The sequence below is a fragment of the Ferdinandcohnia sp. QZ13 genome (assembly GCF_031324165.1).
Taxonomy (GTDB): domain Bacteria; phylum Bacillota; class Bacilli; order Bacillales; family Bacillaceae_L; genus Ferdinandcohnia.
In genome coordinates this window covers 656,825-673,657 of the sequence record NZ_JAVIVW010000015.1, presented here as the reverse complement: position 1 = coordinate 673,657, position 16,833 = coordinate 656,825, and the positions used below count along the sequence as shown (strand labels likewise).

Genomic DNA, 16,833 nt, shown 5'->3' with positions numbered 1-16,833 from the left:
TTGCGAATTGCCCTCGCTAAAATTCCTTTTATTTTTTGTTTTTTCGGCAGATTTCACACTTTTTTCTTTATTTAATACGTTTTCATAACTTGTTTTACTTATATATTAGTGTTATTTTATACATATTGCGAAAGAATAGTAAAAGCATACCGAAAAATAAGTTCACGATTATTTTTTACATAGAGGTGGAAAAATGAAAAGAATAGGTGTTTTAACAAGTGGCGGGGATTCACCTGGTATGAACGCTGCAATTCGTGCTGTAGTACGTAAAGCGATTTTTCATGATGTTGAAGTATATGGAATTTATCAGGGATATGCCGGGCTTATTAGTGGACAGATTAAAAAGTTAGAAATTGGGGATGTTGGTGACATCATCCATCGTGGTGGTACAATGCTTTATACGGCACGATGTTTGGAATTCAAGACAGAGGAAGGTCGTAAACAAGGTATTGAACAACTCAATAAATTAGGGATTGAAGGCTTAGTTGTAATAGGCGGTGACGGTTCATACCGTGGTGCCCAAAAATTAACGGAACTTGGTTTCCCATGTGTGGGTGTCCCAGGTACAATTGACAATGACATCCCTGGTACTGATTTTACAATCGGTTTTGACACAGCATTAAATACAGTTATTGATGCAATTGATAAGATTAGGGATACAGCAACTTCTCATGAACGTACATATGTAATTGAAGTAATGGGTAGACATGCTGGCGATCTTGCATTATGGGCAGGATTGGCCGGGGGTGCTGAAACAATCTTAATTCCTGAAGTTGATCATGACATGAATGAAGTTGTTGCAAAGCTTAACCGAGGTCATGAACGTGGTAAGAAACATAGTATTATTGTAGTAGCTGAAGGTGTAGGCAGCGGTGTGGAAATCGGGAACAAGATTCAAGAAGCGACAAGTTTTGAAACGAGAGTAAGTGTACTTGGACATATTCAACGTGGTGGTTCACCAACTGCAACTGACCGTGTATTAGCTAGCCGCCTTGGAGCAAAAGCTGTTGAGCTCTTGCTGGAAGGAAAAGGTGGAAGAGCGGTTGGAATTCAAAAAAACCAATTAGTAGACCATGATATAATGGAAATCTTAGATCGTAAACATACAGTTGACGAAAAAATGTATAACCTGTCGCAAGAACTATCAATTTAATAAGGATTTCTGTATAATTCACTGAGGAAGTGTTGCTAATCGCTCTATGGCGATTATAGAGGAGGAAAATGTAATGAGAAAAACAAAAATAGTATGTACGATAGGACCAGCTAGTGAAAGTATTGAAAAGCTTGTAGCTTTAGCAAACGCTGGGATGAATGTAGCAAGACTTAATTTTTCACATGGCGACTTTGAAGAACATGGTGCACGTATAAAAAATATCCGTGAAGCTTCTAAAATAACTGGCAAGAATATTGCAATTTTATTAGATACTAAAGGACCTGAAATTCGTACAAATACAATGGAAAATGGTGCAATTGAATTAGTTGAAGGGTCAAACATAACTATTTCAATGGAAGAAGTTGTTGGTACACCGGAAAAATTCTCAATTACATATCCGGGACTTATTGAGGATGTTCATGCAGGCTCCAGAATTCTACTAGATGATGGTTTAATCGGATTGGAAGTAGTAGAAATTAATCATCAGAAACGTGAAATTCTAACAAAAGTATTAAATAGCGGAACATTAAAAAACAAAAAAGGTGTAAACGTACCGGGTGTTAGTGTAAACCTACCAGGTATTACTGAAAAAGATGCAAAGGATATTGTATTTGGTATCCAACAAGATGTTGATTATATCGCAGCATCCTTCGTTCGTCGAGCATCAGACGTATTAGAAATAAGAGAATTACTTGAAGAAAATAACGGAGAGAACATTCAAATCATCCCTAAAATTGAAAACCAAGAGGGTGTCGATAACATTGATGAAATCCTTGAAGTATCGGATGGACTAATGGTAGCTCGTGGTGATCTAGGAGTTGAAATTCCTGCTGAAGAAGTGCCACTCGTTCAAAAGGATTTAATTAAGAAATGTAATGCAGCTGGTAAACCAGTTATTACTGCAACTCAAATGTTAGACTCCATGCAACGTAATCCTAGACCAACTCGTGCAGAAGCTAGTGACGTTGCGAATGCGATCTTTGATGGTACTGACGCAATTATGCTTTCTGGTGAAACTGCTGCGGGTTCATATCCAGTTGAGGCTGTTCAAACGATGCATAATATTGCTTCACGCGCTGAAGAGGCTTTAGTACATCGTGAAATCTTATCTCAACGTAGTAAAATCTCTGGTACTACTATTACAGATGCGATTGGTCAGTCGGTTGCCCATACCGCACTTAACCTAGATGTTTCTGCGATTGTCACACCTACTGAAAGTGGACATACAGCAAGAATGATTTCAAAATACCGTCCAAAGGCGCCAATTATTGCTGTAACAGCAAGTGAATCAACAACAAGAAAGCTTTCACTTGTTTGGGGCGTATACGCACAAACAGGTAACGTGGCAAAATCAACTGATGAAATGCTCGATAACTCTGTTGATGTAGCATTAGGAACCGGAATTATCAAACCTGGTGATTTAGTTGTGATTACAGCTGGTGTTCCAGTTGGAGAGCGTGGAACAACTAATATAATGAAGATTCATGTTGTTGGCAACATCCTTGCAAATGGACAAGGAATTGGTAGAAAATCAGCTTTTGGCAAGGTAGTTGTAGCACATAATAGTGAAGAAGCTGCAGCAAAGATGTATGATGGAGCAATCCTTGTAACACCTGCAACTGACCGTGATATGGTAAAATACGTGGAGCAAGCTTCAGCGTTAATTACGGAAGAAGGCGGTCTAACTAGCCACGCAGCTGTAGTAGGATTAAGTATCGGAATTCCTGTTATTGTTGGTGTGGATAAGGCAACAACACTATTGAAGGATGGACAAGATATTACTGTTGATTCTGCTCGTGGAGTTATTTATGAAGGACATGCAAATGTTTTATAAGTATAAGAAAGAGAAGGGAAACCTTCTCTTTTTTTTGCCAATATAGTGAAAAAACGTCTCCCGTCGGGATAAAAAAGGGATACTCTAGCAAATGGTGCTGTGCATTACGAATTGGAAAAATTAGGAGAAGATGAATAAAAACTACTCTTTTGAAGACAGAAAACATATAATATAAGAAAAGCCTTCACTAGGAGGACAATATGAGAATATTACTAGCATTGATTATAGTTGTACCGGCTCTTGAAATAAGTGTTCTAATTTTTTCAGGCAAGACGCTTGGAATTCCATTTACATTACTATTAATCATTCTAACAGGAGTGATTGGTGCATGGCTTGCAAAGAAACAAGGGCTAGAAACAATTAGACGTGCAAGGCAACAGATGGATTACGGTCAAGTACCAGGGGACGCGATAATGGATGGAATCTGTATCTTAATAGGTGCAGTCTTGCTTTTAACTCCCGGCTACATTAGCGATTTGACAGGATTTCTCTTGCTTATTCCTGTAACCCGAAATTATATTAAGCCGGTTATAACGAACTGGATTAGTCGGAGAATTAATAGAGGTCATTTTACAGTTATTCGTCGTTGATAAAGAAAAAGCCACTTGGATGGCTTTTTCTTTATGCTTCTCTTCCGATAATAAAATTCCATACATCTTGAAATACACCTGTTGTATATAAGGTCCTAATGATGACTAAAATGACGGGTCCGATAATCAGTCCGATGAAACCGAATAATTGAAACCCAACGAAAAGGGATATCAAGGTTGCCAAAGGATCTAGTCCAATACTTGATGAGATCACCTTTGGCTCCATTACTTGACGCTGCACAATCACCACAATATATAAAATTCCCAGCCCGATTGCTAGTGGGATTTCCCCACTAAAAGCGGAATAAATAATCCACGGAACAAACACAAGCCCAGTACCTAAATACGGGAGAAGATCCACAAGCCCAATTAACAAGGCAATTGTAATTGCATAATCAACCCGTAATACTAATAACCCAATCAATACGATTCCCGCAGTTATCGAAATCAAAGTTGCTTGAGCTTTAATAAATCCAAATAATGCTTTCTTTAGTTCTATAAAAATTGATTTTCCGCTTGTTCTAGCTTTAACAGGGATAAATTTTCTCCCCATTATGATGAATTTATTCCAATCCTTGCTTATGAAAAACGTTGCTAGCAGTGAAAATACAATAACAGTTGCTGCATTCGGCAACCAACCTAGAAATTTAGGAATGTTTTCTAAGAACGCTTTTAAAAACTCCCCAACATTTGTTGCAATAGTAGTACCTACATTGCTTACATTATCCATTATGGTTTGTTGTTGATCTTGCTCTAAATTATGGAACATGCTTGTTAATCTCTCATATAGAGGGATAATTTGCCCAACGATTAAATCTTCAAAATACACTACTAGTTTTTCAAAATGCTGTGGAACCTCTTTTGCTAAATAGTTTGCTCCCGAAATAATTTCAGCTATTAAAAGCGTAAGGAACCCTGTGACAACACCAAATACAATGAAGATTCCTAAAAATACTGATAAACCTCGTGGCATCCTTCCTTTGCGTTCTAAAAAATTGACAAGGGGATTGATAAGGAAAGCGAGTAATAAAGCAAAAATAAACGGATAGGTAAGTTTAAATAGAAAATAAAACAAGATGAAGCCAACTACTACTAAAGCAATAACTAAAAGAAATCGAAGAAAACTGTACACATAATGAATGTTCAAACTTTTTCCTCCCTAGGTAATTCTTACATCTTATTTTACAACCACATTGAAAACTTTAAAAGTAAATACGAAGTTACGAATAATAAAGTTTCCAATTATGGAGAAAAAATTGGAAATATGATATTATACGTAAGAGCGAGTGAAAAAAATTTCGTGAACAAACTGCAAAAACACAAAATTAGCTATATCTATGATATATTGCTTATTTAGGTATTCGACTCTGTTAAATAGTAAAAGAGAAAAATATTTTTGCATGATAATAGTTTATTACGAAAATTAGTCTCTTTTGATTCACAAAAGTCTGATTCTTTATTATAATAGAGTCGAGAGTTACAACTTTTTCTACATAGCACTTGCTAATTCTCGTAATTGTCACAATATTATTTCGATATTTGTGACATTGAATGTTTTATTGGAAAATGAAAGCATTTACTTCACGAAATGAAGGGTATTTATCGCATTCTCAAAGTGATGTTTGATTTTGAGCATGCGCTCAATTCACCTCTTAAGGGGTAGGGGAATATGAAAAAAGGAGAGGTTCTTATGACAGCAACAAAGGGACTTGAAGGAATTGTAGCTACTACTTCTTCAGTTAGTTCAATTATTGATGACACATTAACGTATGCAGGATTCGATATTGATGAATTAGCTGAAAATGCTAGTTTTGAAGAGGTTGTCTATCTACTTTGGCATCGTAAACTTCCAAATAAAGAGGAGTTAGCTGAACTAAAGCAGCAGCTTGCTGATAATGCAAGTCTACCTCAAGAAGTACTAAATCATTTCAAAACATACCCAATCGATAAAGTTCATCCAATGGCAGCTCTTCGTTCAGCAGTTTCACTATTAGGGCTTTATGATGAAGAAGCGGACGTTATGGATCCAGAAGCAAATTATCGTAAGGCGATTCGTCTACAGGCAAAATTACCTACAATTGTTACCGCTTTTTCTCGTGTGCGAAAAGGATTAGAGCCAGTATCTCCACGTACTGATTTAAGTTTTGCAGGAAACTTTTTGTATATGCTAAGCGGTCAAGAGCCAAGTGAGATTGCAGAAGAAGCTTTCAATAAAGCACTCGTTTTACATGCTGACCATGAACTTAATGCATCTACTTTCACGGCTCGTGTTTGCGTTGCAACTCTTTCTGATATTTATTCAGGCGTTACTGCTGCAATTGGAGCATTAAAAGGTCCTCTACACGGTGGTGCTAACGAAGCAGTTATGAAAATGCTTACTGAAATCGGTGAAGTTGAAAACGTTGAACATTATATTAAAACTAAATTAGCGAATAAAGAGAAAATTATGGGATTCGGGCACAGAGTATACCGTAAAGGTGATCCACGTGCTAAACACTTGAAAGCAATGTCTCAAAAATTAACATCTATTACTGGTGAACCAAAATGGTATGAGATGTCAACGAAAATTGAGAAAATTGTTACAAGTGAAAAACCATTACCACCAAATGTTGACTTCTACTCAGCATCTGTATACCATAGCTTAGGTATTGATCATGATTTATTTACTCCTATCTTTGCAGTAAGCCGTGTTTCAGGTTGGTTAGCTCATATTCTAGAGCAATATGAGAACAACCGTTTAATCCGTCCACGCGCTGAATATACTGGTCCTGGAATGCAAAAATACATTCCACTTGACCAAAGAGGTTAATAAATCAATACAATATATAATAAAAGAGAAGTATTTCAGGAGAAATTCTTCCTGAAATACTTCTTAGAATTTTAGGAGGTAATACTAGTGGCAGGAGAAAAAATTACAGTATCAAATGGTGTACTAAACGTACCTAACAACCCAATTATTCCTTTTATTGAAGGTGATGGAACTGGTCCAGATATTTGGGCTGCAGCGTCACGTGTATTAGAAGCAGCAGTTGAAAAAGCATACAATGGTGAAAAATCAATTGTTTGGAAAGAAGTATTAGCAGGGGAAAAAGCGTTTAATCAAACTGGCGAATGGTTACCAGAGGAAACTTTAGACGTTATTCGCGAGTACATAATTGCTATTAAAGGACCTCTTACTACACCAGTTGGTGGGGGTATTCGTTCATTAAACGTTGCATTACGTCAAGAACTTGATTTATTCACATGTCTTCGTCCGGTACGTTACTTTACAGGTGTGCCTTCACCAGTTAAGCGTCCAGAAGATACAGATATGGTTATTTTCCGTGAAAATACTGAAGATATCTATGCTGGTATCGAATATGCAAAAGGTTCTGAAGGTGTTCAAAAACTTATTAACTTCCTCCAAAATGAACTAGGAGTTAATAAAATCCGTTTCCCAGAAACATCTGGAATTGGAATTAAACCAGTTTCTGAAGAAGGAACAAAGCGTCTTGTACGTGCTGCTATTAATTATGCAATTGAGCAAGGACGTAAGTCAGTAACACTTGTTCACAAAGGAAACATCATGAAGTTTACTGAAGGAGCATTCAAAAACTGGGGATACGAGCTTGCTGAACAAGAATTTGGCGATAAAGTATTCACATGGGCTCAATATGACCGCATCGTTGAAGAAGAAGGTAAAGATGCTGCTAATAAAGCTCAAGCTGAAGCTGAAGCTGCAGGTAAGATTATTGTTAAAGATTCAATTGCAGATATCTTCTTACAACAGATCTTAACTCGTCCTCGTGAATTTGATGTTGTTGCTACTATGAACTTAAACGGTGATTACATTTCTGATGCATTAGCTGCACAAGTTGGTGGAATTGGAATTGCACCTGGAGCAAATATTAACTATGAAACTGGCCATGCAATTTTCGAAGCTACACACGGAACAGCACCTAAATATGCTGGCTTAGACAAAGTTAACCCATCCTCTGTTCTATTATCAGGTGTATTAATGCTTGAACACCTAGGTTGGAATGAAGCAGCAAACCTAATCATGAATTCAATGGAAAAAACAATTGAATCTAAAGTTGTAACATACGACTTTGCGCGTCTAATGGAAGGCGCAACAGAAGTAAAATGTTCAGAGTTTGCTGATGAACTAATCAAAAACTTAGGCTAATCATAATTATAAGTAACTACCCTTTTGGGTAGTTACTTACTTACGTATGAATAGGGAGGATATATAATGAGTCAATTCAAACGCAAAAAGATCTCTGTAATAGGTAGTGGATTTACTGGTGCAACAACAGCTTTTCTACTTGCTCAAAAGGAATTAGGAGACGTCGTTTTAGTTGATATTCCACAAATGGAAAACCCGACCAAAGGGAAAGCTCTAGATATGCTAGAAGCAAGTCCTGTTCAAGGGTTTGATGCAACCATTACCGGAACAGCAAATTATGAAGATACAGCTGATTCCGATATTGTTGTAATTACAGCTGGAATTGCTCGTAAACCTGGAATGAGCCGTGATGACCTTGTTCAAACAAACCAAAAAATCATGAAAAGTGTTGCCCAAGAAATTACAAAACATTCTCCAAACAGTTATATCATTGTTTTAACAAATCCAGTTGACGCTATGACATATACAGTGTTTAAAGAATCTGGTTTCCCTAAAAACCGTGTTATTGGCCAATCAGGCGTACTTGACACTGCTAGATTCCGTACATTTATTGCCCAGGAACTAAATTTATCAGTAAAAGATATTACTGGATTTGTCCTAGGTGGTCATGGTGATGACATGGTACCACTTGTTCGTTACTCCTATGCAGGAGGCATCCCACTTGAAACCTTAATTCCAAAAGATCGCTTAGACGCTATAGTTGAACGGACACGTAAGGGTGGCGGTGAAATTGTAAACCTATTAGGAAATGGAAGTGCGTATTATGCACCAGCTGCTTCCTTAGTGGAAATGGTTGAAGCAATTTTAAAAGACCAGCGTCGTGTCCTACCTGCCATTGCATATCTGGAAGGTGAGTATGGCTTTACCGGAATTTACCTTGGAGTTCCAACTATACTAGGTGCAAATGGCATTGAAAAAATTATTGAACTTGAACTGACAGAGAAGGAAAAAGCAGAACTTGCAAAATCAGCCGATTCCGTAAAAAACGTCATGAATATCCTAGCCTAATCATAAACTAAAAAATACTTGTTCAAAAAGGAGGATGAAAAGGACCGCGTCGACAAGAGCGCCACATCCTGTGGCATTGTCGACACTAGCACGTCCTGTGCGTCGAAATTTCAAGGGGCGGTGCAGCTTTGAGTACCGGAGCGTATGCAGTTAATACGTGAGGAACGGAAAAGCAAGCCAACGCAGAAATTCGATGTGTCATTTTCACCGGACTTTTTGAACTTCCATGAAAAGATTCGGGGGTCTCCCCGAATTTTTTATACATAACCTTGTAATCGTTTTCATTTTAATGGAGGTGCATCCTTTTTTATGTTATTAGGGAAAAAGCGAAAACTAGGTAGAATGATTGAAGAAATGAACGTAGGTGAAAAATTAACGTTAACTGAGAAAATAGAAGATAAGGATTTACTTTTATATTTGGGTTTAACAAATGATGCAAATCCTCTTTATATTCAACATGATTATGCATCACAAACTCCGTTTAAGAAACCGATTGTACCTACAGTTATGCTGACTGGTATTATATCTGCGGCTGTATCAAAATATTTACCTGGTCCTGGTAGTCATATTCTTAAGCAAGAAATTGAATTTTTGCAGCCTTTGTACCACTACGACACAGTTCAATTTCTCTTTGAGGTTACGAAGATTCATTTTCATGACCATACTGTTGAAATTACAGTTACCGCATTGGGTGAAGATGAATCAAAGGCAATCGAGGGAAGACTACTCGTCTGTCCTCCACACCGAATTACCCCTATGGAAGGGAATATATTGGAGAACTTTTAGAGAGCTTTGTCTCTCTTTTTTGTTTTTTCATGGCAAGTCAAGAAATGTTAATCTATAATGATTTTATATAGAGATAAAAATAATGATGGGGTTTATCTTTTTTGATGGAGGAAGACAATGAAGAAAAAAGTATTGGTTGTAGAGGACGAACGTTCGATTATTACATTGCTTCAGTACAACCTACAACAGGCTGGCTACGAGGTCATTACAGCTATGGATGGAGAGGAAGGCTTGGAAAAAGCCTTAGCAGAAAGACCTAGTTTAATCGTCCTTGACTTAATGCTGCCAAAATTGGATGGTATTGAAGTGTGCAAACAGCTTCGCCAAAACAAAGTGGATATTCCAATCCTAATGTTAACCGCAAAGGATGACGAATTTGATAAAGTTCTGGGTTTGGAGCTTGGGGCAGATGACTATATGACAAAACCATTTAGTCCAAGAGAAGTAGTTGCCCGGGTGAAGGCAATACTAAGAAGAACAAGTATAAACGAAGTCAATTCAGAAGACACTACAGCATCTCCTCAAATTATGATTGGGCATCTACGAATTTTACCAGAAAATTTTGAGGCTTATTATAATGAGGAAGCACTTGACCTTACACCAAAAGAATTTGAGTTACTTGCTTATTTAGCAAAGAATAAAGGTAGAGTTCTAACTCGTGATCAACTTTTAAGTGCAGTTTGGAATTATGATTTTGCTGGTGATACAAGAATTGTGGATGTTCATATCAGTCATTTGCGTGAAAAAATCGAAAAAGATTCGAAAAAGCCAAGTGTGATTAAAACAGTAAGGGGATTAGGCTATAAGCTTGAGGAGCCAAAACTCTATGAATAAATTTCACTCGAGACTTCTATTTGCGATTATCTTTTTAATTATTATTGTTTTTCTTTGTATGGGTTTTATGTTGGGCCAATTCATTAGTAGTCTTATCACGAATAGTGCGGTACATGGAACTTCCGTTGAAAAAACAGTTCAGCAGGTTTGGATTGCACTTGTGATTTGCCTAGGAATCGCATTGGTTATTATTCTTTCGCTTATCGTTAGAATTACTACCACCTATACAAAGCCAATTGATGCTGCAACTAAAGCAGTTAAAGAGCTTGCAAAGGGAGATTATCGAGCAAGAACCTATGAAGATGATATAAGTGCTGCTGGATTACTTGGACAATCAATCAATATTGTTGCAAGAAATATTGAAGAAATGACTAAATCCTATGAAATGCAGCATGACCGATTACATACGTTGATTGAAAATATGGGGAGCGGTTTATTGTTCATTGATAGCAAAGGATATATTAGTATTTTCAATCGAACAATCAATGAGATATTTAAGACTGACCAAGGCGATTTGATGGGTCAGCTTTATTACGAAGCTTTTACTCATAAAGAAATTGTAAATTTGGTAGAAGAAATTTTTATGACAGAACGGAAGTTACGAAGACAATTCCATCTGATGATAGGAACCGAACAAAAGGACTTTGAGGTGTATGCTACACCAATATTAGGAGCGAACGTGGAATGGAGGGGTGTTGTTCTAGTCTTTCATGATATTTCAGATTTGAAAAGGCTCGAACAAATGCGAAAGGACTTTGTTGCAAATGTTTCCCATGAACTTCGCACACCAATTACATCCATTAAAGGGTTTGCTGAAACTTTATTAGATGGAGCGATGAATGATAGAGAAGTTCTTGACGATTTTTTAACAATCATTTTAAATGAAAGTCATCGTCTTCAAGTCCTCATTCAAGATTTATTGGACTTATCCAAGATAGAGAATAAAGGTTTTTCGCTTAACCTATCACGTGTAAATGTGAAGGAGCTTTTAGAAAATAGTTTACGAATGCTTAGATCAAAGGCTGAAGAAAAAGATATTCATTTAGAGCTTACAGTAGATGACATAACAACAGTAATTGAAGGAGATATGGACAGATTGAAACAGGTTTTTATCAATGTCATTAATAATAGCCTGTCATATTCTCCAAACAAGGCCAAGGTTGCGGTAAAAGCAACAAATCTTACTGACCACGTTGAAATTCAAATTATCGATACAGGTATTGGAATTGAAGAAAAAGAGCTTTCCCGGATTTTTGAAAGGTTTTACCGAGTAGACAAAGCTAGAAGCAGAAATTCCGGAGGTACCGGTTTAGGTCTTGCAATTGTAAAACATATTATTGAGGCACATGAAGGGGCAGTGCAAATCACTAGTAAGGTAGGAGAAGGAACAACCGTTACAATTCGTTTAAAAAAAGAACTATCAGCTACTAAAATAGGCTAATTTTACAAAATGTTTACAATATATACATATTCTCTTAATATCCGAACCTTATGATATTTATGAGAACCCCTTCATTCAGGAGGCCAAACTTTTTTTGACAAGGATGTATGATCCTTGTCATTTTTTTTAATATTTAAATGAAACCTTTTTACATGATATTCGTATAAGAATATGTAGATATATTGAGGGGGGAAAGCATGGTTAGTTTAAAACGAATTTATACGATTGTTGGACTAAGTGTGCTCGTTCTGATTTTAGGTGTAGTTGGATTTACATCATGGTATACAGTCGATGAATCAGAGCAAGCCATTATTTTAACCTTTGGGAAAGCAGACGAAGGCATTACAGAGCCAGGACTTCATTTTAAAATGCCATGGCCGATCCAAGACGTAGAGAAACTGCCAAAAACAACATACAGTTTACAGTTTGGATATAATCAAAAGAATGGCGAAATTACGGATGTACCAAAGGACACGAAAATGATTACCGGTGACGAAAATATTGTTCTTGCGGATATGGTTGTCCAATGGCAAATTACTGATCCTTCAAAGTTCTTATTTAATTCAGCGGACCCGGAGCAAATTTTATATAATGCTACTTCTGCATCATTAAGAAGTATTATCGGAAGTTCTAAAATCGATGATGCCTTAACATCTGGTAAAGCAGAAATTGAAGCTGAGGTAAGAGACTTATTGACGGATCTTTTAAAAAAATATGATATTGGTGTTTCAGTAACCGCTGTTAAATTGCAGGATGTTGAACTACCAAATGATGAAGTTCGAAAGGCATTTACGAATGTAACAGATGCTCGTGAAACGAGAAATACAAAAGTAAATGAAGCTAACAAATACCGGAATCAAAAATTGAATGAAGCAAAAGGGGAAAAGGAAGCCCTTATTTCTCGTGCTAACGGGGATAAAGCAGCCCGTATCGAAATTGCACGTGGGGATGTTGCGACATTTAATGCATTATACAATGAATATGTTAAAAATCCTGATATTACTAGAAAACGTCTTGTTCTAGAAACATTGGATCAAGTGTTACCAAATACAGAAATTTATATTATGAAGGATGATGGCAATACAATGAAATACTTGCCAATTCGTCCAGCTGGAAACCAAGCACAGGTTCCTCCTGTAGAAACAGAAGGGAGTGGGAACCAATGAGTGAAAATGTCGTTGACTTAAATGAAAAAAAGGGTTCCAATAAATTTAGCAAATATACAAAAGGTGGAATCATTTCACTTATTGTTATTATTTTAATTGGTATCGTATTGGTGAATATATTTATAGTAAGAGAAGGCGAATATAAGGTCGTTCGACAGTTTGGTGAGGTTGTCCGAATTGAAGAAAATCCGGGACTTTCCTATAAAATTCCGTTTATCCAGTCGGTTGAGACCTTACCAAAATATCAAATGATTTATGATGTTGAGGAAGCTGAAATCAATACGAAAGACAAAAAGCGAATGATGATCGATAACTATGCGGTTTGGCGCATTGAAGATCCGAAACAAATGATATCTACAACAAGAACCGTCTTAAATGCAGAAGCAAAGCTTGATGAATTCGTCTATTCTGCCATTCGTACAGAACTCGGTCAATTAAATTATGATGAGATTATTAATGATGAGAAGTCAGAACGTGGTAGTCTTAATGATCGAATTACAGACATTGTAAATAAAAACCTTGAAGAAGACAAATATGGAATCGTTGTAACAGATATTCGTATGAAGCGTACAGATTTACCAGCTGAAAACGAACAATCCGTATATACGAGAATGATCTCTGAGCGTGAGTCAACTGCTCAAAACTATCTCTCAGAAGGGGATGCTAAGAAGAATGAAATCGAAGCTGAAACGGATAGAGAAGTAAAAGTAATTATTTCAAAAGCTCAAGCTGACGCTGAGGTTATTCGAAGTGAAGGGGAAGGGGAAGCAGCGCGTATTTATAATGAAGCCTTCTCTAAGGACCCAGAGTTTTACAATCTTTTCCGTACGTTAGAATCCTATAAAACTACAATTGATGGAGAAACAGTCATTATTTTACCAGCTGACTCTCCGTACGCGAGATTGTTAATGGGATACACTGACTGACGATTAACGAAGTTTACACGTATGAAGTAGCCGTTATTTTCTATTCTGTTCATGACATGCTAAAATGAACAGTAGGAATTGACGGCTTTTTTTTATGAGTTTCAATGGTTGTATGGAATATAATAGATCCCAAGTTGTTATAGAAAGGAAGGATTTTTCTTGGATAAAAAGATTGTTTTGGTGGATGGAAATAGTATTGCATACCGGGCATTTTTCGCCTTGCCACTTTTGAATAATGATAAAGGTATACATACGAATGCGATTTACGGCTTTACGATGATTTTGAATCGAATTCTTGAACAGGAGAAACCAACACATATTTTAGTAGCATTTGATGCAGGAAAAACAACGTTTAGACATAGTACTTTTAGTGAATATAAAGGTGGCCGACAAAAAACACCACCTGAGCTTTCAGAGCAGTTTCCATTTTTACGAGAGCTCCTTGATGCCTACAAGATTGCCAGATATGAATTAGAAAACTATGAAGCCGATGATATTATCGGGACATTATCACTTCAAGCTGAAAGAGAAGGCTTTGAGGTAAAAGTTATTTCAGGCGATAAAGACCTAACCCAGCTTGCCTCAGATCGTGTTACCGTAGATATTACGAAAAAAGGGATTACAGATGTTGATTCATATACGCCTGATTTTATCAATAAAAAATATGGAATTACGCCAGAACGAATTATTGATATGAAAGGACTAATGGGGGATAGTTCAGATAATATTCCAGGTGTACCAGGTGTAGGTGAGAAAACAGCTTTGAAATTATTACAAGAGTTCCATACATTAGAGGAATTACTAGACTCAATTGATAAGGTGAGCGGAAAGAAGCTGAAAGAAAAGCTTGAAGAACATAAGGACCAAGCCATCATGAGTAAGCAACTTGCTACAATCTATCGTGAAGCACCTATCGAAATTGGAATTTCTGAGCTTGAATATAATGGCTATGATGGAGACCAGGTGATTAAACTTTTTAAAGAGCTCGGATTTAATTCATTGCTGGACAAAGTTGAGGCTAGCGAGAAAATAGAAGACAAGCCTTTAGAAGAGATTTCATATAAGATCGTCGATAGAGTTACTGATGATATGTTTTCTGCTGAATCTTCTTTGATTGTGGAAGTGCTTGAGGAAAGTTATCATAGGGCAGACATCCAAGGGATTGCGATATCAAATGAAAACGGGAATTTTTATATTCCAACAAAACTTGCCCTTGAATCAGATGCATTTAAGGAATGGGCAAAGGACAACGAAAAAAAGAAAACCGTGTTTGACGGAAAAAAATCACTTGTTGCGTTGAGATGGAAGGGGATCGACTTACAAGGAATTGACTTTGACTGTTTAATTGCCTCATATATTTTAAATCCATCTGATTCAACCGATGATGTTGCTGCAATAGCAAAATTAAAAGGAATTACAGATGTACAAACGGATGAGGCTGTGTATGGAAAAGGTGCAAAACAAAGCATACCAGACGAAAAAGAGCTTTCTGAGCATATTGTTAGAAAGGCAATTGCTCTCAAGAAGCTACAGGATATTTTCCTAAAAGAATTGCAGGAAAACGAACAATATAAGCTTTTCACTGATTTAGAAATGCCATTATCACTAATATTAGCGGAAATGGAAGCAACCGGGGTTAAGGTTGATGTTGAACGTTTAAAAGCAATGGGAGAAGAATTAAAGGCACATCTTCAAGAACTTGAACAAAAGATTTATGAACTGGCTGGAGAAGAATTTAACATTAATTCACCAAAGCAGCTAGGTGTCATTCTTTTTGAAAAGCTTCAACTTACTGTTTACAAGAAGACCAAAACAGGTTATTCAACGTCTGCAGATATTCTTGAAAAGCTGGCTAAAGAACATGAAATTATTGAATATATTTTGCATTATCGACAAGTTGGAAAGCTTCAATCAACCTATATTGAGGGGTTATTAAAGGTTGTGCATGAAGATACATGTAAGGTTCATACTCGATTCCAGCAAGCTTTAACACAAACCGGAAGATTAAGTTCAACAGATCCAAACCTGCAAAACATTCCAATTCGCTTGGAGGAAGGACGAAAAATAAGACAAGCCTTTGTACCTTCGAAAAAGGATTGGTTTATGTTTGCAGCCGATTACTCTCAAATTGAACTAAGAGTGCTGGCACATATTGCAAACGATGAGAATCTAATTCACGCCTTTACGAATGATCTCGATATTCATACAAAAACGGCAATGGATGTGTTCCATGTAAAGGAAGACGAGGTTACCTCCAATATGCGGCGACAGGCAAAGGCTGTTAACTTCGGAATCGTATACGGAATTAGTGATTTTGGATTATCCCAAAACCTTGGAATTACAAGGAAGGAAGCCGGACAATTTATTGAGCGTTATTTTGCAAGCTTCCCAGGCGTCAAGGAATATATGGAAGATATCGTTGAGGACGTTAGACAAAAAGGCTATGTATCAACTCTTCTTCATAGAAGACGATATATTCCTGAAATTACAGCTCGTAATTTTAATGTTCGTAGCTTTGCAGAAAGAACAGCAATGAATACTCCGATTCAAGGAAGTGCTGCTGATATTATCAAGAAAGCAATGATTGATATGGCGGCTAGATTAAAAGAAGAAAAGCTTCAAGCAAAATTGCTGTTACAAGTACATGACGAATTAATTTTTGAAGCACCAGAAGAAGAAATTGAGATATTGAAAAAAATTGTACCAGAAGTAATGGAAAATGCCATTTCCTTAAAAGTACCATTAAAGGTCGATTATGCATACGGGAAGACATGGTACGATGCTAAATAGTTTAACTTTATTCAGCCGAGTTTTAAACCCAGCTGAATAAAGTTAAAAGCCCGCCGGCGTAGGCCACGATTTTTCAAAGGAAGTTTTTCAGCATTAACTGGCACTAACCCCTCATTGAGGGCAAACGCCAGTAAAAGCCT

The 16,833-nt window shown here is 36.9% G+C and carries 13 protein-coding genes; 12 read left to right on the top strand and 1 reads right to left on the bottom strand.

Going from position 1 to position 16,833, the window contains the following annotated elements; genetic code table 11:
* Window positions 1-193: 193 nt before the first annotated feature.
* From pfkA to RGU12_RS16995, 3 genes are all read left to right on the top strand, one after another.
* A complete protein-coding gene (pfkA, locus tag RGU12_RS17005; protein ID WP_309537115.1) occupies window positions 194-1,153 on the top strand; it encodes a 6-phosphofructokinase in 960 nt (319 codons plus the stop codon).
* Between the two features lie 73 nt (window positions 1,154-1,226).
* The gene (gene pyk, locus RGU12_RS17000; RefSeq protein WP_309537114.1) at window positions 1,227-2,987 is read left to right on the top strand and encodes a pyruvate kinase; all 1,761 of its coding nucleotides are present in this window, start codon (window positions 1,227-1,229) and stop codon (window positions 2,985-2,987) included.
* 200 nt (window positions 2,988-3,187) lie between these two features.
* Complete coding sequence (locus tag RGU12_RS16995; RefSeq protein WP_309537113.1) at window positions 3,188-3,577, top strand: FxsA family protein; 390 nt, start codon at window positions 3,188-3,190, stop codon at window positions 3,575-3,577.
* 31 nt (window positions 3,578-3,608) lie between these two features.
* Here RGU12_RS16995 and ytvI read toward each other — a convergent pair whose 3' ends face one another.
* Entirely contained in the window at window positions 3,609-4,724 is a 1,116-nt protein-coding gene (ytvI, locus tag RGU12_RS16990) for a sporulation integral membrane protein YtvI (RefSeq protein ID WP_309537112.1), read from the bottom strand.
* Window positions 4,725-5,267: 543 nt separating this feature from the next.
* On the opposite strand from ytvI, the gene citZ reads away from it, so the two are divergent.
* From citZ to polA, 9 genes are all read left to right on the top strand, one after another.
* The gene (citZ, locus tag RGU12_RS16985; protein ID WP_309538275.1) at window positions 5,268-6,386 is read left to right on the top strand and encodes a citrate synthase; all 1,119 of its coding nucleotides are present in this window, start codon (window positions 5,268-5,270) and stop codon (window positions 6,384-6,386) included.
* An 81-nt stretch (window positions 6,387-6,467) separates the two neighbouring features.
* Complete coding sequence (gene icd / locus RGU12_RS16980; RefSeq protein WP_309538274.1) at window positions 6,468-7,742, top strand: NADP-dependent isocitrate dehydrogenase; 1,275 nt, start codon at window positions 6,468-6,470, stop codon at window positions 7,740-7,742.
* 66 nt (window positions 7,743-7,808) lie between these two features.
* Window positions 7,809-8,750 (top strand): malate dehydrogenase, encoded by a 942-nt coding sequence (mdh, locus tag RGU12_RS16975; RefSeq protein WP_309537111.1) that lies wholly within the window; start codon window positions 7,809-7,811, stop codon window positions 8,748-8,750.
* 309 nt (window positions 8,751-9,059) lie between these two features.
* Window positions 9,060-9,536 (top strand): MaoC/PaaZ C-terminal domain-containing protein, encoded by a 477-nt coding sequence (locus tag RGU12_RS16970; protein ID WP_309537110.1) that lies wholly within the window; start codon window positions 9,060-9,062, stop codon window positions 9,534-9,536.
* Window positions 9,537-9,653: 117 nt separating this feature from the next.
* Window positions 9,654-10,370, top strand: a complete 717-nt coding sequence (locus RGU12_RS16965) for a response regulator transcription factor (RefSeq protein ID WP_309537109.1) — start codon at window positions 9,654-9,656, stop codon at window positions 10,368-10,370.
* Window positions 10,363-11,811, top strand: a complete 1,449-nt coding sequence (gene pnpS, locus RGU12_RS16960; RefSeq protein WP_309537108.1) for a two-component system histidine kinase PnpS — start codon at window positions 10,363-10,365, stop codon at window positions 11,809-11,811. The genes RGU12_RS16965 and pnpS overlap by 8 nt, the downstream gene beginning before the upstream one ends.
* Window positions 11,812-12,008: 197 nt before the next feature.
* On the top strand, window positions 12,009-12,977 hold the full coding sequence (gene hflK / locus RGU12_RS16955; protein ID WP_309537107.1) for an FtsH protease activity modulator HflK: 969 nt from the start codon (window positions 12,009-12,011) through the stop codon (window positions 12,975-12,977).
* Window positions 12,974-13,903 carry a protease modulator HflC gene (hflC, locus tag RGU12_RS16950; RefSeq protein WP_309537106.1) on the top strand — a complete coding sequence of 310 codons (930 nt, stop codon included), beginning with the start codon at window positions 12,974-12,976 and terminating at the stop codon, window positions 13,901-13,903. The genes hflK and hflC overlap by 4 nt, the downstream gene beginning before the upstream one ends.
* 159 nt (window positions 13,904-14,062) lie before the next feature.
* Complete coding sequence (polA, locus tag RGU12_RS16945; RefSeq protein WP_309537105.1) at window positions 14,063-16,693, top strand: DNA polymerase I; 2,631 nt, start codon at window positions 14,063-14,065, stop codon at window positions 16,691-16,693.
* Window positions 16,694-16,833: the final 140 nt, after the last annotated feature.